The organism is Streptomyces sp. NRRL F-5727 (assembly GCF_000719555.1).
Lineage (GTDB): Bacteria > Actinomycetota > Actinomycetes > Streptomycetales > Streptomycetaceae > Streptomyces.
In genome coordinates this window covers 1-22449 of record NZ_JOGX01000091.1, presented here as the reverse complement: position 1 = coordinate 22449, position 22449 = coordinate 1, and the positions used below count along the sequence as shown (strand labels likewise).

The window sequence follows — 22449 nt, the reverse complement described above, 5'->3', positions numbered from 1 at the left end:
GGACCGGGGCCGGGGTCGGCGGCGGCGCCGGGGTGGCGGCGGGCGGCGGCGCGGGGGCGGGCGCCGGGGGCGGCGGCTTCGGCGCGGGGTGGACGCCGGGCGGCTTCGTGGGCGGCCGCGGTACGGGGCGCACGCCGGGCGGTTTCGTCGGCGGCCTGGGTGCGGGGTGGACGCCGGGCGGTTTGGTCGGGACCGGGGGGACGGGTTTCGGAGACGGGGAGCACGCGCCCGGGCCGACGACCGCCACGGAGGTGTGCGAGCCGTCCGGCCCGACCGTGGCGTAGGCGCAGGAGTCGGCGGCCGCCGGCGCGGGTGCGGCGAGCAGCCACACCAGCGCGGCGGCCGCCAGCGACCGCGTGAGGGGTGATCCGTACAGAGACACGCCGAAGAGCTTGAACACATGGACGCCGAACCAGGGCCCGAATGCGAGCGGATTCCCCGGATGGTGGGGATCTCGCGTTGCGCGATTTGACGTTTTCCGGTGCGGAGGGGGGAGAAAATGGCCGACGGGTGTCGGCGCGGGTCCGTTCGGCGGAACTGTCCGGTTGTCGCCCCGCCGGTCTCCCGGTCCTTCGGCGGATTGCGGTCCGGCGGTCCGGGGCCCGCCGGAACGACCGCCGAGGTACGGGCGGTGCGGAGGCCGCGCACGCGGCGGGCCGCGGGCCGCCGAGGAGCCGACGCACGATCAGATGCACGTGAATGTGCACGACCTGAAGGCGTGAACTCTTCGTTCCGCGCGCACGTGCCAAAGGCGTGTGACCAAGAACGGACCGCTAATTTCCGTTTCCCCTCGCTCTCTCGGCGGGCGATCAGTAGCCTCACCTCGAACACGGCCGCGAACACCGGGCCGCATCCCCCATGGCGACTTGTTGGAGACATTGATGGAGCGTCCCGCCTGGGCTCCGCCGGGTATCGACATTTCGGTGCCGAGCGTGTCCCGTATGTACGACTTCTATCTGGGCGGCTCGCACAATTTCGAAGTGGACCGGGAAGCGGCCCGCAAGGCCATGGAGTTCATGCCGGGCCTCCCCAAGATCATGCAGGCGAACCGGGCGTTCATGCGCCGCGCCGTCCGCTTCGCCGTCGACAACGACGTCACCCAGTTCCTCGACATCGGCTCCGGCATACCGACGTTCGGCAACGTGCACGAGGTCGCCCAGGCCGCCGACCCCGCCGCCCGGGTCGTCTACGTCGACCACGACCCGGTGGCCGTGGCCCACAGCCGGGCCGTCCTGGAGGGCGTCGACGGCGCCGTCGTCGTCCCCGCCGACCTCCGCAAGCCGGCCGACATCCTGGGCAGCCCCGAGCTCACCGGTCTGCTCGACCTCGACCGGCCGGTCGCCCTGCTGCTCGTCGCCGTCCTGCACTTCCTGGAGGACGCCGACCGGCCGCGGGACGCCGTCGCCGAACTCCTCGACGCGCTCGCCCCCGGCAGCCTCCTGGTCGTCACCCACGCCTCGTACGAGGGCGTCCCGGTGGATCAGGAACGCGCCGGCGGCACCGTCGAGGTGTACCGCACCACCCGCAGCCCGCTGGTGATGCGCTCCCGGGAGGAGATCGCCCGCTTCTTCGACGGCACCGCGTTCGTCGAGCCCGGGCTCGTCTCGATGCCCCACTGGCGGCCGGACTCCCCGGCCGAGGAGGAGGATCCGTACGCCTTCTCCGGCTTCGCAGGTGTGGGGCTCAAGGCGTGAAGGTGCCGTCGCAGCCGTCCGGCAACACCGCGGAAGCCGACGGCCCGGAGGACAGACTCAGGCGGTTCGTCACCATCTGGGGCCGGGCCATCTTCCCGGTGACCGCCACCTCCCTCACCCGCACCGAGTTCGAGGGCCATCTCCTCCCGCTCGCCCGTCTGCTGTGCGACGCGCTGCTCGCCCGGCCCTTCGACACCGCCCCCGCCCAGCGGGCCGGCGCCGGCCTGGTCGACGCCCACTGCACCGACCCGGACGCGCTCGGCCGCAGCCTCGGCGTCGTCGACTCGTACCTGGTCCTCTACTGCGGTACGGACCCCGAGCTCACCGGCGAGGAGCTGCGGGCCCGCTGCGCCCGCCTCCAGCACGCCATGGCCACCGGCTACGCCCAGGCCCTGCGCGAGCGGACCCGCGCCGAGCAGGAGGCCATCGCCCGCTCCGCGCTCTCCGCCCGCAGCGCCGCCGAGATCGCCCTGCACGCCACCGAGAGCCGCTTCCGGGCCGTCTTCGACGGGGCCGCCATCGGCATCGGCATCGCCGACCTCGACGGGCGGATCGTCGAGATCAACGACACCATGACCCGCATGTTCGGCGGAGTCGAGGCGCAGGTCCGCAGCCGCAACGTCAGCGAGTGGGTGCACCCCGAGGACGGGCCGCACGTCTGGCGGCTCTACGAGGAGCTGGTGCGCGGCGAACGCGAGCAGTACCGGGTGGAGAAGCCGTACTACCGGAGCGACGGCACGGTCCTGTGGACCAACCTCACCGTCTCGCTGCTCCGCGACGCCCAGGGCCTGCCGCAGTACCAGCTGGCGCTGATGGAGGACATCACCGAACGGCGCCTGCTCCATCTGCGCCTGCGGTACGAGGCCACCCACGACGCCCTCACCGGACTGCCCAACCGGACCCTCTTCTTCGAGCGCCTGGAGAAGGCGCTGGCCCCCGGCGCGGACGGCGAGGAGAGCCGCTTCGGCCTCTGCTACCTGGACCTGGACGGCTTCAAGGCCATCAACGACAGCCTCGGCCACTCCGTCGGCGACCGGCTGCTCGTCGAGGTCGCCGACCGGCTCCAGGCGTGCGCCACCGGCCCCGGCGAGATGGTCGCCCGGCTCGGCGGCGACGAGTTCGTCGCCCTCACCACCGGCCCCGCCGCCGGCGGCGAGCGGGACGCCACCGCGCTCGCCGACCGCATCCTCGCCGCCCTCGCCACCCCGGTCGGCGTCGACGGCCGCGACCTGACCGTCCGGGGCAGCCTCGGCGTCGTCGAGGGACCGGCCGGCGAACGGACCGCCGCCGAGGTGCTGCGCAGCGCCGACATCACCATGTACCGGGCCAAGTCCGCGGGCGGCAACCGCTTCGCGCTCGCCGACCCCGAGGCCGACGCCCGGGCCATCACCCGGCACGGGCTCACCACCGCCCTGCCGACCGCCCTGGAGCGGGGCGAGTTCTTCATCGAGTACCAGCCGCTCGTCCACCTCGACGACGGACGCGTCCACGGCGCCGAGGCGCTGGTCCGCTGGAGCCACCCCCAGCACGGCGTCCTCGGCCCCGACCGCTTCATCCCGCTCGCCGAGGACACCGGCCTCATCGTGCCGCTGGGCCGCTGGGTCCTCCAGGAGGCCGTCCGGCAGGCCCGCTCCTGGCAGCTCGACGACCCCGGCCCCGGCGCCCCGCTCCGGATCAACGTCAACCTCTCCCCGACCCAGCTCCACCACCCCCGGCTGGTCGCCGACACCGTCGACGTCCTGGAACGCGCCGGGCTCGCACCGCGCGCGCTCTGCCTGGAGGTCACCGAGTCCGCGCTCATCGGCGCCGACGAGGACCTGCTCAAACCGCTGCGCCAGCTCGCCGAGATGGGCGTCGACATCGCCCTCGACGACTTCGGCACCGGCTACTCCAACCTGGCCAACCTGCGCCGCCTCCCGGTCAGCGTCCTCAAGCTCGACCGCTCCTTCACCCGCGGCATGCAGCAGCACCCGGTGGACCCCGTCGACCTGAAGATCGTCGAGGGCATCGTCTCCCTGGCCCACAGCCTCGAACTCGCCGTCACCGTCGAGGGCGTCGAGACCGCGGCCCAGGCCGAACGCCTCCGCGAACTGGGCTGCGACACCGCACAGGGCTGGTACTACGCCCGCCCCGGCGCCCCGGACCGCATCCACTCCCTGGTCCTCGCCGACGCGGTCTGAGCACACACGCGGGTGGGCCCGGTCCTCCTGAGGACCGGGCCCACACCGGTGAAGCGCGAGGGGGCGAGGAAAGCGAAGGGACTATGTCATCAGGAGTATGAGAAGGAAGCCCCTTCATGGCCTCGCCCCGAACAGACCGTAGCACTCAGGCGGGCACCAGGTCGCGCAGGTTTTCCGGCGTGACGACCCGCGAGCCCGGCGCCAGCCCCTCGGGGCGGGCCAGGCCGAGGTACGTCACCGGTTCCGCCGGCACCGCGCCGCCGGCCCACTCCTGGACCTCCGCGCCCGACTCCCGCAGCAGCGCGACCACATGACGGACCGTCACCGGGACGTGCTCGACGGCACCGCGCAGCAGGACCGCCAGCGAGACCCGGTGGTCCTCGACCCGGTTGTCCGACGGCGTGCCCCGCAGGCACAGGTGGAGCCAGTGCGCGTGCCACCGCCCCTCCTCGTCCCGCCGGAAGGCCACCGGCAGCGCCACCCGCCCCGGCCCGCGCAGCTCGGACTTCATCCGGACCGTGCGCGGCTCGAAGGGGCGGCCGCCCTGCTCGCCCTCGCGGAGCATGTACCCGAAGAAGGACTCGGCCGTCTGCTCGAAGTTCTCGCCCGCGTACACGTGCACGTGCGGGACCACGAAGGGGCCGCGCACCGCGCCCAGCCGCAGCTCGATGAACTCCGAGGCGCCGTCCGGGGCTTCGGTGACGTCCCCGGAGTGCCGGCCCTCCACCGTGGTCAGCTCCGTGTACGACAGCCAGGAGATCGTCGCGTACCGCTCGTCGAGGAGAAGCGCGGACAGGTCCAGGTCCGTCGTGCGCCGGGACTCCTTCCAGTACATGAAGAACCGCAGCAGCTCGCCGTCGACCGGCGAGACCGAACCGCGCGGCAGCACCCCGAACCCGCCCGACGAGGCCCGTCCGCTGAGCGGCAGCGCCACGTCCAGGATCGCGGGGTCGACCAGCAGGCGCCCGGTCGCGGGAAGCCGCCGCCGGGTCTCCCCGTCGAGCAGCGCGAGCAGCCGCCGCTGCACGTCCCTCGGCAGGTCGCGGCGGGTGTCCGCCGTGACCCACGCGGTGCCGTTCCGGTTCACGAACAGGCGCCGGGGCGCGCCCGACGCGTCGTGCCGGTTCTGCAGGTGCTCCCGCACCGACAGCACCACCCGGCCCGCCACCCGCGGCGCGACGCGCTCCGCCGCCGCCAGCACCGCCTCCCGGCCGGCCTCGTCCGCCGCGGTGCGCAGCAGCCGGTCCAGGGCCCGGAAGAGCCGCCCGGGCGCCGCCGACGCCAGCAGCTCCGCCGCCCCCGGCGCGTCACCGTCCGCGAGCAGCGCCTCCACCCGGGAGTCCAGCGACGGCGCCCGCAGCTCGCCGCGGGCCACCGCGAAGACCTCCGCCGCGTGCGGCCACGCCGGGTACTCGTGCGGATGCAGCCGCTCCCCGAGCCGCTTCCACGCCTCCCGGTGCTGCCCGACGTCCGCCAGCTTCGCCGGAGCCGCCGCCACCACAGCGTCGAGGCCGGCCAGCAGGGTCCGGCGCAGCGGCCGGGACAGGGCGCGGAACCGGGTCGGCTCCCGCAGCGTCACGTCCCCGTCCGCCAGCGCGCACGCGAGCCGCAGCACGTCCGTGACCGTGTCCAGCAGCGGCGCCGCGCCGGCCCGCAGCCGGGCCGCGTTGACCACCGCCCGGTTCTCCCGGACCGGGATCTCGGCCGGCTGCGGCCCGTCCGCGCAGTGCGCGGCGAGCACCGCGAGATCGGCCAGGTGCTCCTCGCCCAGCGGCGTCACCGCCCCCGCCAGGGACCGGTACAGCGCGCCGATCTCCTCCCCGAGGGGGCCGCCGAGGTGCAGCACGGTCAGCCGGTCGCTGCTCGCGGGCGTCAACTCGGCGTGCGCCGCCAGCAGTTCCTCGTACGTGTGCTGGTACCGGCCGTACGCGGGCAGCGTCAGCAGGTTCAGCACTCCGGCGCTGAGCTGCGCCTCGACGGCCTCCCGGGCCCCGGGGTCGTCGAGCGCCTTCTGGACGCACGACAGCCAGAACTCCTGGGTGTCGGGGACGTTGTCGGGGAAGTCGATGAAGTAGGAGTTGTGCCGGACGTGGTCGCCGACCCGCTCGCGGACCGCCTCCAGCGCCCACCGGGCCAGCTCGACCACGGTGTCGGCGGGCCGCCCGGACAGCTCCCGCAGCAGCGGGGAGGAGAGGGCGAATCCCGCCGTCCTCAGCGCGGCGTCGAACCGCAGGGCGGCGGCGGCGCCGTCTCCGGCCGGGCCGGCGGGGACGGGCAGCCGCAGGGTGTGCCGGACGAGCAGGCGTTCGAGAGCGTGGTCCATCCCGCGATGCTGGCAGCCCGCCCGACCGGTGCGCACGCGGATTTCCCGGGGGCGGGCCCCGCCGGACGCCCGACGCCGGAGCGACGGGCGGGTCCCTACGGGACCTGGGGGGCCGGCTTGCCGCGCCGGGAGGCCATCAGGAGCTTCTGGAGTTCGCGGGCGGCGCGGGGCGGGGCCACGTCGCTGCGGTGGGCCAGCGCGATCGTGCGGCGCAGGCCCGGCCGGGCGAGCGCGGTGACGCGGAGGTCGCGGCCCGCGCGGGCCGCGACCATGGCGGGGACGACGGCGAGCCCGAGGCCGGCCCGTACGAAACCGAGGACCGCGTCCAGCTCGCCGCCCTCGACCGTGAACGTCGGCTCGAAGCCGGCCGCCCGGCAGGCGCCCACGGTCAGCTCCCGCAGGTCGTAGCCGTGCCGGAACATCACGAGCGGCTGGTCGCGCAGGTCGGTGATCCGCACCGGGCGGCGCGGCGGCGGCGCGGAGGCGGCCGAGACCACCACCAGGTCCTCGCGCAGCAGCTCCACCGTGGTCAGCGCCGGCGACGGGGTCGGCAGCGGCAGGACGACGAGCGCCAGGTCCAGGGCGCCACGGGCCAGCTCCCGCACCAGGTCGTGCGAGCCGCCCTCCTCGATGAGCAGCTCGATCCCCGGGTGCAGGTCGTGGAAGGTGCGCAGGACGTCGGGGAGCAGGCCGGTGCAGAGGCTCGGGGTCGCGCCGAGCCGTACCCGGCCGCGCTTGAGCTGGGCCAGCTCCTGCACCTCGCGGCGGGCCGTCTCGGTGTCGGCGAGGATCCGGCGGGCGAGCGGCAGCAGCGACTCCCCGGCGTCGGTGAGCGCGATGTTGCCCCGGGCCCGGCTGAACAGCTCCGCGCCCAGTTCCTGCTCCAGCGCCTTGATCTGCTGGGAGAGCGAGGGCTGGGAGACGTGGACGCGCTCGGCGGCCCGGGTGAAGTGGAGCGTCTCGGCCACGGCGACGAAGTAGAGAAGCTGCTGGAACTGCATGAAGCCCAGCCTAGAGCACGTGCATAGCTTCAGCCTATGGAGATCAGCCGGACCATGTCTTGGACCTCTCGGGCCCTTCGGCCCTAGCGTCGAGGGCATGGCTCTGGCACCCAGCAAGGACCCGGCAGCCGCGGGAGGCCCGGCGTCCACCCGGGACGCGGCCCCCGCGCGCCCGCCGTCCCGCACCCCGTCCCGCGGCTTCTGGTCGTCGACCCTCGGCAAGAAGACCGTGATGGCCGCGAGCGGCCTGATCATGCTCGCCTACCTGGTCGCGCACGTGGCCGGCAACCTCAAGGTCTTCTTCGGCCCGGAGGAGTTCAACGGCTACGGCCACTGGCTGCGCGTGATGGGCGCCCCCGTCCTGCACCACGGCTGGGGCCTGTGGATCGCCCGGATCGTGCTCCTCACCGCCGTCCTCGCCCACGCCGTCTCCGCGTACCAGCTCAGCCGCCGCGACATCAAGGCGCGCCCCACCCGGTACGCCCACAAGCGCAAGGGCTCGTCCTACGCCACCCGCACCATGCGCTGGGGCGGGATCATCCTCGGCCTCTTCATCGTCTGGCACGTCCTCGACCTCACCACCGGCACCGTCCACCCCGGCGGCTTCGAGGAGGGCAGGCCGTACCAGAACGTCATCGACACCTTCTCCACCTGGTACGGCAACACGATCTACATCGTCGCCATGCTCGCCGTCGGCCTCCACGTCCGGCACGGCTTCTGGAGCGCCGCCCAGACCCTCGGCGTCGGCAACGCCCGGCGTGAACGCGCCCTGCGGCTGGCGGCGAACCTCCTCGCGCTCGTCCTGACCGCGGGCTTCGTCGCCGTCCCCGTCGGCGTCATGACCGGAGTGGTGAACTGACCATGAGCTACCTCGACTTCCGCACCGGCGACCCGATCGCCGACACCAAGGCCCCGGCCGGACCGATCGCCGAACGGTGGGACACCCGCCGCTTCGAGGCGAAGCTGGTCAACCCCGCCAACCGGCGCAAGCACCGCGTGATCGTCGTCGGCACCGGCCTCGCCGGCGGCTCCGCCGGCGCCACCCTCGCCGAACAGGGCTACCACGTCGTCCAGTTCTGCTTCCAGGACTCCCCTCGCCGGGCCCACTCGATCGCCGCCCAGGGCGGCATCAACGCCGCCAAGAACTACCGCAACGACGGCGACTCCATCCACCGCCTCTTCTACGACACCGTCAAGGGCGGCGACTTCCGCGCCCGCGAGTCCAACGTCCACCGGCTCGCCCAGATCTCCGTCGAGATCATCGACCAGTGCGTCGCCCAGGGCGTCCCCTTCGCCCGCGAGTACGGTGGCCTCCTCGACACCCGCTCCTTCGGCGGCGTCCAGGTCTCCCGCACCTTCTACGCCCGCGGCCAGACCGGTCAGCAGCTCCTCCTCGGCGCCTACCAGGCGCTGTCCCGGCAGATCGCCGCCGGCAACGTCGAGATGCACGCCCGCACGGAGATGCTCGACCTGGTCGTCGTCGACGGACGGGCCCGCGGCATCGTCGCCCGCGACCTGATCACCGGCCGGATCTCCACCCACTTCGCGGACGCCGTCGTCCTCGCCAGCGGCGGCTACGGCAACGTCTTCTACCTCTCCACCAACGCGATGAACTCCAACGCCACCGCCGTGTGGCGGGCCCACCGGCGCGGCGCGTACTTCGCCAACCCCTGCTTCACCCAGATCCACCCCACCTGCATCCCGCGCACCGGCGACCACCAGTCCAAGCTGACCCTGATGAGCGAGTCGCTGCGCAACGACGGCCGCATCTGGGTGCCGAAGGCGAAGGGCGACACCCGCCCCGCCGCCGAGATCCCCGAGGACGAGCGCGACTACTACCTGGAGCGGATCTACCCCTCGTTCGGCAACCTGGTGCCCCGCGACATCGCCTCCCGCGCCGCCAAGAACGTCTGCGACGAGGGCAGGGGAGTGGGCCCCGGAGGCCAGGGCGTCTACCTGGACTTCGCCGACGCCATCGCCCGGATGGGCCGCGCCGCGGTCGAGGCCAAGTACGGCAACCTCTTCGACATGTACGCGCGGATCACCGCGGAGAACCCGTACGAGGTCCCCATGCGGATCTACCCCGCCGTCCACTACACGATGGGCGGACTCTGGGTCGACTACGACCTCCAGACCACCGTGCCCGGCCTCTTCGCCATCGGCGAGGCCAACTTCTCCGACCACGGCGCCAACCGGCTCGGCGCCTCCGCCCTGATGCAGGGCCTCGCCGACGGCTACTTCGTCCTCCCGGCCACCGTCAACGACTACCTCGCCCGCCACCCGAAGGCCGAGCCCGTCACCGACGACCACCCCGCCGTCCGCGAGGTGCTGGCCGAGACCGAGGACCGGCTGAACCTCCTCCTCGCCGTCGACGGCGACCGCACCCCCGACTCCTTCCACCGCGAACTCGGCGAGCTCATGTGGGAGTTCTGCGGCATGGCCCGCAACGCCGACGGGCTGCGCACCGCACTCCGGCGCATCCCGGAGATCCGCGAGGAGTTCTGGCGCCGCATCAAGGTCCCCGGCAGCGGCGAGGAGTTCAACCAGTCGCTGGAGAAGGCCAACCGGATCGTCGACTACCTCGAACTCGCCGAGCTGATGTGCCTCGACGCCCTGCACCGCGAGGAGTCCTGCGGCGGCCACTTCCGCGAGGAGTCCCAGACCCCGGACGGCGAGGCCGCCCGCCGCGACGAGGAGTTCTCCTACGCGGCCGCCTGGGAGTTCGGCGGCACCGGCGGCGCCCCCGTCCTCCACAGGGAAACCCTCGACTTCGAGTACGTCCACCCCACCCAGCGGAGCTACGCATGAAGCTCAACCTGCGCGTCTGGCGCCAGAAGAACGCCGGCGCCGAGGGCACCATGGCCACCTACCAGGTGGACGGGATCTCCCCCGACATGTCCTTCCTGGAGATGCTCGACACCCTCAACGAGGACCTCATCCTGCGCGGCGAGGACCCCGTCGCCTTCGACCACGACTGCCGCGAGGGCATCTGCGGCGCGTGCAGCCTGGTCATCAACGGCGACGCCCACGGCCCCGAGCGGACCACCACCTGCCAGCTCCACATGCGCTCCTTCCGCGACGGCGACACCATCGACGTCGAGCCCTGGCGCGCCTCCGCCTTCCCGGTGGTCAAGGACCTCGTCGTCGACCGCACCGCCTTCGACCGGATCATCCAGGCCGGCGGCTACGTCACCGTCGCCACCGGCGCGGCACCGGAGGCCCACGCGACCCCGGTGCCCAAGGCGGCGGCGGACTCGGCCTTCGAGCACGCCGAGTGCATCGGCTGCGGCGCCTGCGTGGCCGCCTGCCCGAACGGCTCGGCCATGCTCTTCACCTCCGCCAAGGTCAACCACCTGAACGTGCTGCCGCAGGGCGCGCCGGAGCGCGAGACCCGGGTCCTCGACATGGTCGCCCAGATGGACGCGGAGGGCTTCGGCGGCTGCACGCTCACCGGCGAGTGCGCCACGGCCTGCCCGAAGGGCATCCCGCTGCCGTCGATCGCCGCGATGAACAAGGAGTGGCTGCGGGCCCGGCGCAAGGTGAAGTGAGGCCGTCCCGCCGGCGGGCGGAGAACCTCCTCGCGGGCGGGCGGAGAATTCCTTCGCCGGCCGGGAACAAAGCGTCGGCCCGGGCCGTTCTCCCCGGGCCGACGCTTCCCCGATCGAGGAGAACCTTGCCCGACGCGCAGAGCACCACCCCGTCCGCCTTCACCACATCCTTCCCGCTGCCCTCCCTGACCGACCAGGCCGAGCGGCTGATCGAGCTGGGCGTGCCCGCCCTCACCGGCATCGACGCCGGCGAGCTGCGCGCCTTCGCCGAGAAGGCCGCCGGCGCCCCGCCCGGGGCGCTGCTCGCCGTCCACCCGGACGCCGCGCCCGCCTCCGCCCTCGCCCCGCTGCTGCGCCGTGCCGACAAGCCGGGGTTCGTCGTGGTCGACATGGCGGACGTGGACGCGTTCACCCCGCAGGGCGTGGACCTGCCCGAGGGGCCGTTCTACCTGGTCCACGACCTGGACCGCGGCGACCACCTGGGCAACTGGAGCCCCGAGGAGGCCATTCCGGCGCTCCACGAGGCCGGACGGACGCCCCTCGTCCTGACCGAGGGCATCCACTGGCTGCTCCAGCGGCCCGACGTCCTGGAACGCAACAAGTGCTTCATGGCGATCGGTTCGCGCCTGCGCAAGCCGAACGGCTCCTTCGACGCCCGCACTCCGGCCATCTGGATCAGCAACGGCACCGGCCGGGACGGCAAGGAGCGCAAGGACGCGCCGAAGGTCGGCTGGTGCTGGTGGAACAACCGGCACACCTGGCTCGGCTTCGGCTCCACGACGGGCCGGACGGCCGGCCTCGACGGCTAGCCGTCCAGTCCCAGGGCCCGGGCCAGGTACGGCGCGGTGCGGCTGCCGGCCGCCCGCGCCACCCGGCCCGGGGGCCCCTCGGCGACGATCCGGCCGCCGTCCTCGCCGCCGCCGGGACCGAGGTCGATGACCCAGTCCGCGCCGGCCGCCACGTCCATGTCGTGCTCGACGACGACCACCGTGTGACCGCCGTCCACCAGGCCCCGCAACTGGCGGACCAGCACCTCGACATCGGCCGGGTGCAGCCCGGTCGTCGGCTCGTCGAGGACGTACAGGGTGTGTGCGCGGCGCGGGCGCTGGAGCTCGGAGGCGAGCTTGATCCGCTGGGCCTCACCGCCGGACAGCTCGGTGGCGGGCCGGCCGAGGCGCAGATGGCCGAGCCCGACGTCGAGCAGGGTCCGCAGGCTGCGAGCGGCCGCCGGGACGTCGGCGAAGAACTCCGCCGCCGACTCCACGGTCAGGTCGAGGACCTCGGAGATGCTGAGCCCGCGCAGCCGCACCTGGAGGGTCTCCGGGTTGTACCGGGCCCCGTGGCAGTCCGGGCAGGGCGCGTACGTGCTCGGCAGGAACAGCAGCTCCACCGAGACGAAGCCCTCGCCCTGACAGGTCTCACAGCGTCCCCCGGGCACGTTGAAGGAGAACCGCCCGACCTTGTAGCCCCGGTCCCGGGCCTGCTCGGTCTCGGCGAAGAGCTTCCGTACCACGTCGAAGAGGCCGGTGTACGTGGCCAGGTTGGAGCGCGGCGTCCGCCCGATCGGCCGCTGATCGACCGTCACCAGCCGTCCCACGCCCTCCGATTCCTCGGTGAACGCGCCGACCAGGGTGGACTTGCCGGAGCCGGAGACGCCGGTGACGGCGGTCAGGGCGCCCCGCGGGAAGGCCGCGTCCACGCCCCTGAGGTTGTGCCGGGTGACGGGTCCGGTGCGCAGCCACGCGCCGGGCTCCGGGGCGGGGCGCGCGGGCACCGGAGCCGGGTCGAAGAGGAAGCGGCGGGTGGCCGACTCCTCCACGCGGGCGAGGAGTTCGGGCGGGCCGCTGTGCAGGACCCGGCCGCCGTGCTCGCCGGCGCGCGGGCCGACGTCGACGAGCCAGTCGGCGTGCCGGACGACGTCGAGGTGGTGCTCGACGACGAAGACCGTGTTCCCGGCGGCCTTCAGCCGGTCCAGGACCACCAGCAGGGCCTCGGTGTCGGCCGGGTGCAGACCGGCGGACGGCTCGTCGAGCACGTACACCACGCCGAAGAGGCCGGCGCGGAGCTGGGTGGCGAGCCGCAGCCGCTGGAGCTCGCCGTTGGAGAGGGTGGGGGTGGTGCGGTCCAGGGACAGGTAGCCGAGGCCGAGCTCGGTGACGGTGGCGATCCGGGCCAGCAGGTCCTCGGCGAGCACGCGGGCGGTCTCCGGGGCGCCGGGCGCGGCGGCCGGGGTCAGCGCCTCGGCCAGCGCGGTCAGCGGCAGCGCCGCCAGCTCGGCGATGGTGCGGCCGGCGAAGGTGACGGCCAGCGCCTCCGGGCGCAGCCGGCTCCCGCCGCAGACCGGGCAGGGCGCGCTGGTGAGGAAGCGTTCCGCCTTGGCGCGCAGCGCGGGGCTCTTCGACTCGGAGTAGGTGCGCAGGACGAGCCGGCGGGCGCCGGTGTACGTGCCCTGGTAGGGGCGCTGGATGCGGCCGGCCTCGCGGACCGGGTGCACGGTGACGACCGGCTGTTCCTCGGTGAAGAGGATCCACTCCCGGTCCTTCGGGTCCAGCTCGCGCCACGGCCGGTCGACGTCGTGGCCGAGGGCGTCGAGGACGTCCCTGAGGTTCTTGCCCTGCCAGGCGCCCGGCCAGGAGGCGACGGCGCCCTCGCGGATCGACAGGCCGGGGTCGGGGACCAGCAGCTCCTCGCTGGTCTCGTGGATCCGGCCGAGGCCGTGGCAGGACGGGCAGGCGCCGGCCGGCGTGTTGGGGGAGAAGGCGTCGGAGTCGAGGCGGGGCGCCCCGGCGGGGTAGTCGCCGGCGCGGGAGTAGAGCATGCGCAGCGAGTTCGACAGGGTGGTGACCGTGCCGACGGAGGAGCGGGCGCTCGGGGCGGCGCGGCGCTGTTCGAGGGAGACCGCCGGGGGCAGTCCGGTGATCTCCCCGACCTTCGGGGCGCCGACCTGGTGGATCAGCCGGCGGGCGTAGGGCGCGACGGACTCGAAGTAGCGGCGCTGGGCCTCCGCGTAGACCGTCCCGAAGGCGAGCGAGGACTTCCCCGAGCCGGAGACACCGGTGAAGACGGTGAGGGTGTCGCGGGGGATGTCGACGTCCACGGCCTTGAGGTTGTGCTCGCGGGCGCCGCGGACACGCACGTAGGGGTCATGGGCGGAGATCGGATCCAGCATTCGTAGATTTTATCCAATATCCGATTCTTCGCCGGTCCGGGGCACGCCGCGGGCCGGGCCCTTGAGCCCGCGCCGACTGATCTGGCACCTCGTCAATTGACGATGTATCAGATATTGACGCTTCATCAGCCCGGTCACAGAATGCGGTCACCCGACGGAGGGATCGCCCCGTGCCCCGACCCTTGCGCGCCGCAGTCGCCACGTTCGCCCTGCTCCTCGTCACCGCCTGTAACTCCGCCTCCACCGGCGGAAACACCCCCTCGGCCGCACGCGGAGTCACCGCCGACACGATCAAGGTCGGCGGCATCGTCTCCATGACGACCGCCAGCGGCTACTCCAAGAAGGACACCGACCTCGGCGCCCGCGCCCGGTACGACCGCGCCAACGCCGAAGGCGGGGTCAACGGGCGGAGGATCGAGTACCTGGGAGCCGAGGACGACGGCCAGGACCCGGCCAGGAACCTGGCGGCGGCCCGCAAGCTCGTCCAGCGGGACCAGGTCTTCGCCGTGGCCCCGATGAGCTCCGTCACCTTCGCCGGCGCCGACTTCCTCGACGCCCAGAAGGTCCCCACGGTGGGCTGGGGCACCCTCCCCTCCTTCTGCGGACCGGCCCACGCCTACGGCTTCAACGGCTGCCTCGTCCCGACCCCCGGCGGCACCCTCAACCAGACCTGGCCCGAGAGCCTCGCGGCCGTCCTCGGCGGAGCGCGCGGCAGGTCGGTCGCGCTGATCGCCGGCGACAACGACGCCGGCAGGTTCGGCATCCGCACCTTCACCCAGGGCTTCAGGGCGGCCGGCTTCCAGGTGCCGTACGCCAAGGCCGTCGTGCCCGCGACCTCGATGCCCAGCGACTGGTCGGCGTACACCAAGGAGATCCTCCGCTCGGGCCCCGGCGGCCGCGCGCCCGACGCCGTGGTCTCCGTGATGCAGACCCCGTACAACATCGGCCTGTTCACCGCGCTCAAGCGGTCCGGCTACCGGGGGGTCATCTCCGACCCGACGGACTACGACCCCGGGCTGCTCGCGAAGGACGCGACGAAGCAGGCCCTCGACGGGGTGTACGTCCTGCTGCAGTTCCAGCCCTTCGAGTCGGACAGCCCGGCGATGCGCCAGTTCAAGGAGGACGTGAAGAAGGCTGCGGGTGGTCGCGAGATTCCGTTGAACATGCACATGATGACGGGCTACATGAGCGCCGACCTCTTCCTCTCCATCGCCGCGAAGGCCGGCAAGGACCTCACCGTCGACTCCTTCCAGAAGGCCGCCGACGGCTTCTCCGACACCGGCACGCTCGTCGGCGACCGCGCCCTGCCCAAGGGGAAGAAGGAGAGTTTCGGCTGCGGGGCGCTCGTCCGGCTGAAGAACGGCACGTACGAGGTGGCGGTGCCCTTCAGGTGCTATCCGCCGATCCCCTTCGGCTGAGGGGCGCGACCCGTGGGTGACCTGCTGGGCTTCGTCCTGAGCGGGTTGGTCTCGGGCGCGCTGTACGCGCTGCTCGCGACCGGTCTCGTCCTCTCCTCCGCCGCCTCCGGGCTCTTCAACTTCGCGCACGGTGCCACCGCCTACCTCTGCGCGCTCGCCTTCTACGAGCTCCACTCCGGCTTCGGCTGGCCGGCCGTCCCCACGGCGCTGCTCCTCGTGTGCGTGGCGGCGCCCGGCCTCGGCTGGGCCCTGGACCGGCTGATGTTCCGGAGGCTCGCCAGGGTCGGCGAGACCGCGCAGATCGTCGCCACCATCGGTCTCCTCGTCGCGCTGCCCGCCGCCGGACTGTGGACGGTCGAACTCCTGGAGCGTGCGGGCGCCCCCGTCCAGCCCGCCGAGAACCAGTTCGGCCTGCCCGGCGTCGGCCCCAGCCCCGCCGTCTCCTGGCAGCCGCTCGACGGCGTCGGCATCGACTCCGACCAGCTGATCACCTGGATCGCCACCGCCCTCGCGGCGGTCGCCCTGTGGCTCCTGATGCGGCACACCCGGCTCGGCCTGCGGCTGCGGGCCGCCGTCGACGACCGCACGCTGACCGAGCTGCGCGGCATCAGCGCGGACCGGCTGTCCTCGGTCGCGTGGATGCTGTCGTCCGGCCTCGCCGGCCTCGCCGGAGTCCTCGCCACCCCGCTCCTCGGGCTCTCCGCGCACGACTACACGCTCTTCCTCTTCGTCTCCGCCACCGCCGCCGTCCTCGGCCGCTTCGTCTCCGTGCCGCTCGCCTTCGCGGGCGGCCTCGGCCTCGGCGTGCTCCAGAACCTCGTGGCGGGGTACGCCTCCTTCGCCGACGGCGTCACCGGCTTTCGCACGGCCGTGCCGTTCCTCATCCTCTTCGCCGGCCTCGTCGTCCTGACCCGGCGGCGCCGCGCGGCGGGCACGGCGGCCGCCGACCCGCCGCCGGTCGACTACCTCGCCGGCAAGGGCCCGGGCCGCCGCTGGGGCGCGTGGGCGGCCGCCGCCGTGCTGCTCGGCACGGCCTTCTACACCGTGACCACCCCCTTCTGGAGCGGGATCCTGGCCCAGGGACTGGCCATCGGGCTCGTGTTCATGTCGTTCACGGTGGTCACCGGACTCGGCGCGATGGTCTCGCTGGCCCAGGCCACCTTCGTGACCGGCGCCGCCCTGGTCGCCGGACTGCTGATGAGCCACGGCTGGCCCTTCGCCGCCGCGACGGCGGTCGGCACGGCCGCGGCGGCCCTGCTCGGCGCGGTGGTCGCGCTGCCCGCGCTGCGGCTCGGCGGCCGGTCGCTGGCCCTCGCCACCCTGGCGCTCGCCTTCCTCGCCGACCAGGTGCTGTTCCAGATCGGATGGCTGCGCAACGGCGACACCGGGTGGGAGCTGCCCCGCCCCGCGGCGGGCCCGGTCGACCTGGCCGACGACCGGGCCATGGGACTCGCGCTGGTCCTGCTCAGCGCGGTGCTCGTCGCCCTGCTGACCTGGCTGCGCGGCTCCCGCTGGGGCCGGGCCATGCTCGCGGTCCGCTCCGCCCCCGAGGCCGCCGCCGCCTCGGGCGTGTCCGTGGTCCGCACCAAGCTGCTGCTGTTCACCGTGTCGGCGGGCCTCGCCGGCTTCGGAGGGGTGCTCTACGCCTCGTACAACACCCGTGTCACGGCGACCGACTTCACCGCGATGACGGGCCTGGTCTGGCTGGCGGTCGTGGTCGCGGCGGGGGTGCGCAGGCCGCAGTTCGCGGTCGTCGCCGGGCTGGTCTTCGCCGTGGTCCCGCACCTGATGAGCCAGTACGTGACGGAGTCCGCGCATCTGCCCGTCGTCCTCTTCGGGCTCGCGGGCCTGGCGCTCGCGAACGACCCGGACGGGTACTGCGCCGCGCTGCCGGCGCGCCGGGCGGCCCGGCGCACCGCGGCGGCGGGACCGCCGAGGGCCGCCGCGGCCACCTCGCTGCCGCGGCCGGCGACGGAGGGGGACCCGTACCCCCGTCCGGCGGGCGGAGACCCGCGACCCCGCCCGGCCGAGCCGAGCGCGCTCGAACTGCGGGGCGTCCACGCCGGATACGGCGGCGCGCCCGTGCTGCACGGCGTGGACCTCGCGGTGCGCGCGGGCGAGGTGCTGGTGCTGCTCGGACCCAACGGGGCCGGGAAGTCCACCCTCTGCCGGGTGGCGGCCGGGCTCCTCCGGCCGACCGGAGGTCTCGTACGGGTCGGGGGTGAGGACGCGACCCGTGACGGGCCGGTCGCCCGGGCCCGTCGCGGGGTGCGGCTGGCCCCCGAGGGACGGGGGATCTTCGCCGGGCTCTCCATCGAGGAGAACCTGGCCCTGCACCTCACGGACGCCGGGGACCGCGACGCGGTGTACGCCCGCTTCCCCGCGCTCGCCGCCCGCCGTACCGTCCTCGCCGGGTCCCTCTCGGGCGGCGAGCAGCAGCTCCTCGCCCTCGCCCCGCTGCTCCAGCGCCCGCCGGCCGTCCTCGTCGCCGACGAGCCGTCCCTCGGGCTGGCGCCGCGCGTCGTGGACGAGGTCTTCCGCCTCGTCGCCGAACTCCGGTGCCACGGCACCGCGTTGGTCCTCGTCGAGGAGAAGGCGGCCGAGGTGCTCGGCATCGCCGACACCGTCGCGTACCTCGCACAGGGCGAGATCGCCTGGTCCGGGCCCCGGTCCGAGGTCGACCGGGACCGGCTCGCCGAGGCGTACCTGGGAACGGGAGTCCGCCGATGAGCCACCCTCTGCTCCGGGCCGACGGGATCGACGTCCGCTTCGGCGGCGTCCACGCCCTGCGCGGCGTCACCGTCGCCGTCCGCCCCGGAGAGATCTGCGGTCTCATCGGACCGAACGGCGCGGGCAAGACGACGCTGTTCGACGTGCTGTCCGGGATGCGGCGCCCGGACGCGGGCACGATCGCGTACGACGGGACGGACATCACCCGCCGGCCGCCGGTCTGGCGGGCCCGGCACGGTATCCGCCGCACCTTCCAACGCCAGCAGCTCTTCGGCCAGTTGACCGTGACGGACAACCTGGTCGTGGCCCGGGACTGGCGCGGCGGGGTACGGCCCATGGCACGGAGCCACCGGGAGCGGGCGGCCGGCGTCCTGCACGCGTGCGGACTCGACGCGCTGGCCGGCTCGTACGCGGGCGCGCTGCCCGTCGGACAGGCCCGCATGGTCGAACTGGCCCGCGCGCTCGCCGATCCGCCCCGGGTGCTGCTCCTCGACGAGCCCGCCTCCGGGACGACCGCGGAGGAGCGCCACCGGCTCGCCTCCGTCCTGCGCCGGACGGCCGGGGAGGAGGGCTGCGCGGTGCTGCTCGTCGAGCACGACGTGGCCTTCGTGAGGGAGCTCTGCTCCCGGGTCGTGGTGCTCCACCTCGGCCGGGTGCTCGCCGAGGGGACGCCAGCCGAGGTCGGTGCGGACCCCGCGGTGCGGGACGCGTATCTCGGGACCGGCACCGACTCCGGTCCCGCCTCTTCGGCGGGTGTCGGTGGCGGCTCCTAGGCTGGCCGTGTGACAGGTGACATCCGGCCGCTGGCCGTCTTCGACCTCGACAACACGCTCGCCGCGACCGCCCACCGGCAGCACTTCCTGGAGCGCAGACCCAAGGACTGGGACGGCTTCTTCGCCGCGGCGCCCGACGACCCGCCGCTGGCGGAGGGCCTCGCGCTGTGCCGGTCCGCGGCCGAGGAGTGCGAGGTGGTGTACCTGACGGGCCGTCCGGAGCGCTTCCGGCGCGACACCCTGGACTGGCTGGCCGAGCAGGGGCTCCCCGAGGGGTCGCTCCACATGCGGCGGCACCGCGACTTCCGGCCCGCGCGGGTCACCAAGGTGGAGATCCTGCGGCGGCTCGGCTCCGGCCGGGAGGTCCGGATGCTGGTCGACGACGACGAGCAGGTCTGCGACGCCGCCGAGGAGGCGGGCTTCCCGGTCGTCCGCGCCCGCTGGGCGACCCCCTCCGAGGCTCTGAGGGAGGCCCAGGAGCGCGAGGGCAGGACCTGACCGCCGGCACGCGCGTGCCGGCGGGCGTACGACAGGGTGAGGCGCCGTCGTGCCGGTGAGGCGGCGTCGTACGGGTCAGGTGCCGTCGTACGGGTCAGCTGCCGTCGTACGGGTGAGGCGGCGTCGTACGGTTCACATGCTGTCGTACGGGGTCAGGCGCCGTCGTCCAGCCGGAAGCCGACCTTCAGGCCGACCTGGTAGTGCTCGATCCGCCCGTCGACCAGATGCCCGCGCACCTGGGTGACCTCGAACCAGTCGAGGCCGCGGAGCGTCTGCGAGGCGCGTTCGATGCCGTTGCGGATGGCCTGGTCGACGCCCTCGGTGGACGTGCCGACGATCTCGGTGACGCGGTAGGTGTGGTTCGACATGGGAGCCGGACTCCTCTCGGTGCCCTCGGTGGGTTCCCTCCACCGTGCCCCAGGGCGCGGCCCCGCGCGACACGACGCGGACGGTCCCGACCCCTTCGCCCGTACCCCTGGGTAACCGCGCCGCTCGCCCCGCCCGCTCCGGGAGCGGGGTGGTCCAGGACTTGACCACTCGGTTGGTCCAGACCAGAATCCAGGCCACATACCCGCGCGAACACCCCGTTCGGTCCCCCCACACGTCGGGTCAGCCCCATGCCGCACCGCCGTGTGCTGAACCGAAGGTGACCTCCGTGAAGAACCGCTTGCTCGCCTGTCCGCTGGCTGCCGCCACCGCGCTCGCCCTCGCGGGCTGCGGGCTGTTGCCCGGGGCCGGGGGCCAGACCCGCACGGTCGACATCTGGCTCATGCGGGACAGCGTCAGCGACGACTTCCTGAACCGCTTCACCGAGGCGTACGAGGACGAGCACGACGACGTCGAGCTCAACGTCACCATCCAGGACTGGACCGGCATCGGCAAGAAGGTCACCGAGGCCATCAAGGGCGGCGGCGGCCCGGACCTCATCGAGGTAGGCAACACCCAGGTCGCCCAGTACGCCGACACCGACCGGCTCTTCGACCTCACCCTGGAGTCCGTCCGCGACCTCGGCGGCGAGGACTGGCTGCCCGGTCTCGCCGAGCCCGGCAGCGTCGGCGGCTCGCAGTACGGCATCCCCTGGTACGCCGCCAACCGCATCGTGATCTACAACAAGGACCTCTTCGCCGCGGCCGGCGTGGACGGGCCGCCCGCCACGCGCGCGGAGTGGCTCGACGTCACCGAGAAGCTCAACCGGCAGGGCTCCCAGGGCATCTACCTGGCCGGCCAGGACTGGTACACCCTCGCCGGATTCATCTGGGACGAGGGCGGGGAGCTCGCCGTCGACGAGGGCGGCGTGTGGACCGGCACCCTCGACAGCCCCGCGGCCCTGCGCGGCATGGAGTTCTACAAGGAACTCCAGTCCCTCGGCTCCGGACCGAAGGACGCGGACGAGCAGAACCCGCCCCAGGCCGAGGTCTTCGCCCGCGGCGACGTCGCCCAGATCGTCGCCGTGCCCAGCGCCGTCGCCGCCATCCTCAAGGCCAACCCCGCCCTGGAGGGCAAGCTCGGTTACTTCCCCATCCCCGGCAAGAAGGCCGGCACCCCCGGCGCGGTCTTCACCGGCGGCTCCGACCTGATCATCCCGGAGAACGCCCCCGACCGCGCCGCCGCCCTCGACGTCGTCAAGGCGCTGGCGGGCGAGAAGTGGCAGACGGAACTCGCCCGGGCGATGGGCTACGTGCCCAACAAGAAGGGCCTCGCCTCGGTCGTCTCCGGCCAGGAGGCCACCGCCGCCATGGCCGCCGGCGCCGCCAACGGCCGCGCCACCCCCAACTCCCCGCAGTGGGCCGACGTCGAGGGCGACAACCCCATCAAGCCCTACATGACCGCCGTCCTGGAGGGTGAGGACGCCAGGAAGGCGGCCCGCACCGCCTCGACGGCCATCACCGACACCCTGGCCGAGTAGACCGCCGCGGCGCCCCTCGGGCGGGGGCGCCGCGGAGCATTCAGCCGTCCCACACCCGCGATCCCCCGGCCGGTCATGTCGAATCCAGCCGACGGCGGAAGAAACGAGGTGCCGGCCCGCACCGCTCGCGGACCGGCGCCGACCCTTCACCTTCCGTACGCCGGAGGAGACCGCCATGTCCGCACCCTCGCCCGTGCTCGCCGACTCCGCCGCACCTTCCGTCCCCGCACCTTCCGTCCCCGCACCGGCCGTCCCCGCACCGGCCGTCCCCGTGCCGGCCGGCATCGAGCCCGTCGCCCTCCCCGCGCGGCCCGGCCCGGCCGGCGGAGCGCGGCCCGGCCCCCGCTACCTCGTGGGGCTCGCCCGCGACCAGGAGGACGTCCGGGCCGCCCAGCGCCTGCGCCACCTGGTCTTCGCCGGCGAGATGGGCGCCCGCCTGGACGGACCCGAACCGGGCCTCGACAGCGACGCCTTCGACGCCTACTGCGACCACCTCCTGGTCCGCGAGGAGTCCACCGGCGAGGTCGTCGGCACCTACCGGATCCTGCCGCCCGAGCGGGCCGCCGTCGCCGGCCGCCTCTACTCCGAGACCGAGTTCGACCTCACCCGGCTCGCGCCCGTCCGGCACGACCTCGTCGAGGTCGGCCGCTCCTGCGTCCACCCCGCCCACCGCGACGGCGCCGTCATCGCCCTCATCTGGGCCGGTCTCGCCCGCTACATGACCCGCACCGGCCACGAGTGGCTGGCCGGCTGCTGCTCGATCCCGCTCGCCGACGGCGGCGGGCTGGCCGCCGCCACCTGGGACACCGTCAAGGCGAAGCACCTCGCCCCCGAGGAGTACTGGGTCGCCCCGCACCGGCTGTGGAACGCCGACGGCGTCCGCCGCCCCGAGGGCCGCACCGAGCTGCCCGCCCTGCTCCGCGGCTACATCCGGCTCGGCGCCTGGGTCTGCGGCGCCCCCGCCCACGACCCCGACTTCGGCGTCGCCGACCTCTACGTGCTGCTGTCGCTGCGCCGGACCAACCCCCGCTACCTGCGCCACTTCCTCTCGCTGGTCCCGGCGTCGTGATCCGCGCGGTCCCGCCCCCCTCACCGTGGCTGCCCACGGCGCCGTGCACCCCGGGCCGCCACTGCGCGGCCCACCCGGACCCCGCCCCGGCCCCCGGGACCGCCCCCGCCGCCTTCCGGCCCGCCCCCGCCCCGCTGGCC

Annotated in this window: 16 protein-coding genes and 1 pseudogene; 12 read left to right on the top strand and 5 right to left on the bottom strand. The window is 73.9% G+C overall.

Annotated features, from left to right (window positions below):
• Positions 1-382 (bottom strand): annotated as a pseudogene (locus IF73_RS0134745) (hypothetical protein); the annotation flags it as partial.
• 499 nt (positions 383-881) lie between these two features.
• Between IF73_RS0134745 and IF73_RS0134740 the strand changes: the two are divergent.
• Both IF73_RS0134740 and IF73_RS0134735 read left to right on the top strand, forming a co-directional pair.
• A complete protein-coding gene (locus tag IF73_RS0134740; RefSeq protein ID WP_031014948.1) occupies positions 882-1694 on the top strand; it encodes an SAM-dependent methyltransferase in 813 nt (270 codons plus the stop codon).
• Positions 1691-3874, top strand: a complete 2184-nt coding sequence (locus IF73_RS0134735) for a putative bifunctional diguanylate cyclase/phosphodiesterase (protein ID WP_031014947.1) — start codon at positions 1691-1693, stop codon at positions 3872-3874. Before IF73_RS0134740 ends, IF73_RS0134735 begins: the two co-directional genes overlap by 4 nt.
• A gap of 145 nt (positions 3875-4019) precedes the next feature.
• On the opposite strand, the gene IF73_RS0134730 is transcribed toward IF73_RS0134735, so the two are convergent.
• A complete protein-coding gene (locus IF73_RS0134730) occupies positions 4020-6197 on the bottom strand; it encodes a hypothetical protein (RefSeq protein ID WP_031014944.1) in 2178 nt (725 codons plus the stop codon).
• Positions 6198-6292: 95 nt separating this feature from the next.
• Positions 6293-7198, bottom strand: coding sequence for a LysR family transcriptional regulator (locus tag IF73_RS0134725; RefSeq protein WP_031014942.1), 906 nt, complete (start codon positions 7196-7198; stop codon positions 6293-6295).
• 232 nt (positions 7199-7430) lie between these two features.
• Between IF73_RS0134725 and IF73_RS0134720 the strand changes: the two genes are divergently transcribed.
• The 4 genes from IF73_RS0134720 (at position 7431) to IF73_RS0134705 (ending at position 11555) form a co-directional block, all read left to right on the top strand.
• Positions 7431-8057 carry a succinate dehydrogenase gene (locus IF73_RS0134720; protein ID WP_031014941.1) on the top strand — a complete coding sequence of 209 codons (627 nt, stop codon included), beginning with the start codon at positions 7431-7433 and terminating at the stop codon, positions 8055-8057.
• A gap of 2 nt (positions 8058-8059) precedes the next feature.
• Positions 8060-10006, top strand: coding sequence for a fumarate reductase/succinate dehydrogenase flavoprotein subunit (locus tag IF73_RS0134715; RefSeq protein ID WP_031014939.1), 1947 nt, complete (start codon positions 8060-8062; stop codon positions 10004-10006).
• The gene (locus IF73_RS0134710) at positions 10003-10746 is read left to right on the top strand and encodes a succinate dehydrogenase/fumarate reductase iron-sulfur subunit (protein WP_031014937.1); all 744 of its coding nucleotides are present in this window, start codon (positions 10003-10005) and stop codon (positions 10744-10746) included. Before IF73_RS0134715 ends, IF73_RS0134710 begins: the two co-directional genes overlap by 4 nt.
• 125 nt (positions 10747-10871) lie before the next feature.
• On the top strand, positions 10872-11555 hold the full coding sequence (locus tag IF73_RS0134705; RefSeq protein WP_037881478.1) for a DUF5701 family protein: 684 nt from the start codon (positions 10872-10874) through the stop codon (positions 11553-11555).
• Here the strand turns inward: IF73_RS0134705 and IF73_RS0134700 are convergent.
• A complete protein-coding gene (locus tag IF73_RS0134700; RefSeq protein WP_031014933.1) occupies positions 11552-13915 on the bottom strand; it encodes an ATP-binding cassette domain-containing protein in 2364 nt (787 codons plus the stop codon). The two genes, IF73_RS0134705 and IF73_RS0134700, sit on opposite strands and share 4 nt — an antisense overlap.
• A 170-nt stretch (positions 13916-14085) precedes the next feature.
• On the opposite strand from IF73_RS0134700, the gene IF73_RS0134695 reads away from it, so the two are divergent.
• The 4 genes from IF73_RS0134695 to IF73_RS0134680 are packed head-to-tail and all read left to right on the top strand — an operon-like array spanning position 14086 to position 19334.
• Positions 14086-15333, top strand: a complete 1248-nt coding sequence (locus tag IF73_RS0134695) for an ABC transporter substrate-binding protein (protein ID WP_031014931.1) — start codon at positions 14086-14088, stop codon at positions 15331-15333.
• A gap of 12 nt (positions 15334-15345) precedes the next feature.
• Positions 15346-18063 carry an ABC transporter permease subunit gene (locus IF73_RS0134690; protein ID WP_031014929.1) on the top strand — a complete coding sequence of 906 codons (2718 nt, stop codon included), beginning with the start codon at positions 15346-15348 and terminating at the stop codon, positions 18061-18063.
• The gene (locus IF73_RS0134685) at positions 18060-18836 is read left to right on the top strand and encodes an ABC transporter ATP-binding protein (RefSeq protein WP_031014927.1); all 777 of its coding nucleotides are present in this window, start codon (positions 18060-18062) and stop codon (positions 18834-18836) included. Before IF73_RS0134690 ends, IF73_RS0134685 begins: the two co-directional genes overlap by 4 nt.
• A gap of 9 nt (positions 18837-18845) precedes the next feature.
• Entirely contained in the window at positions 18846-19334 is a 489-nt protein-coding gene (locus IF73_RS0134680) for a nucleotidase (RefSeq protein WP_031014925.1), read from the top strand.
• A gap of 152 nt (positions 19335-19486) precedes the next feature.
• Here the strand turns inward: IF73_RS0134680 and IF73_RS0134675 are convergent, their stop codons facing one another.
• A complete protein-coding gene (locus IF73_RS0134675) occupies positions 19487-19702 on the bottom strand; it encodes a dodecin (protein WP_031014923.1) in 216 nt (71 codons plus the stop codon).
• 287 nt (positions 19703-19989) lie between these two features.
• Between IF73_RS0134675 and IF73_RS0134670 the strand changes: the two genes are divergently transcribed.
• Complete coding sequence (locus tag IF73_RS0134670; RefSeq protein WP_031014921.1) at positions 19990-21240, top strand: extracellular solute-binding protein; 1251 nt, start codon at positions 19990-19992, stop codon at positions 21238-21240.
• 175 nt (positions 21241-21415) lie between these two features.
• Positions 21416-22309 (top strand): GNAT family N-acetyltransferase, encoded by an 894-nt coding sequence (locus tag IF73_RS0134665; protein ID WP_078868418.1) that lies wholly within the window; start codon positions 21416-21418, stop codon positions 22307-22309.
• Positions 22310-22449 lie beyond the last annotated feature (140 nt).

Coding starts and splice junctions, on each gene's coding strand:
- IF73_RS0134730 (WP_031014944.1), bottom strand. CDS start 6,197: ATGGACCACGCTCTCGAACGCCTGCTCGTCCGGCACACCCTGCGGCTG.
- IF73_RS0134675 (WP_031014923.1), bottom strand. CDS start 19,702: ATGTCGAACCACACCTACCGCGTCACCGAGATCGTCGGCACGTCCACC.
- IF73_RS0134725 (WP_031014942.1), bottom strand. CDS start 7,198: ATGCAGTTCCAGCAGCTTCTCTACTTCGTCGCCGTGGCCGAGACGCTC.
- IF73_RS0134715 (WP_031014939.1), top strand. CDS start 8,060: ATGAGCTACCTCGACTTCCGCACCGGCGACCCGATCGCCGACACCAAG.
- IF73_RS0134700 (WP_031014933.1), bottom strand. CDS start 13,915: ATGCTGGATCCGATCTCCGCCCATGACCCCTACGTGCGTGTCCGCGGC.
- IF73_RS0134740 (WP_031014948.1), top strand. CDS start 882: ATGGAGCGTCCCGCCTGGGCTCCGCCGGGTATCGACATTTCGGTGCCG.
- IF73_RS0134710 (WP_031014937.1), top strand. CDS start 10,003: ATGAAGCTCAACCTGCGCGTCTGGCGCCAGAAGAACGCCGGCGCCGAG.
- IF73_RS0134720 (WP_031014941.1), top strand. CDS start 7,431: ATGGCCGCGAGCGGCCTGATCATGCTCGCCTACCTGGTCGCGCACGTG.
- IF73_RS0134665 (WP_078868418.1), top strand. CDS start 21,416: ATGTCCGCACCCTCGCCCGTGCTCGCCGACTCCGCCGCACCTTCCGTC.
- IF73_RS0134685 (WP_031014927.1), top strand. CDS start 18,060: ATGAGCCACCCTCTGCTCCGGGCCGACGGGATCGACGTCCGCTTCGGC.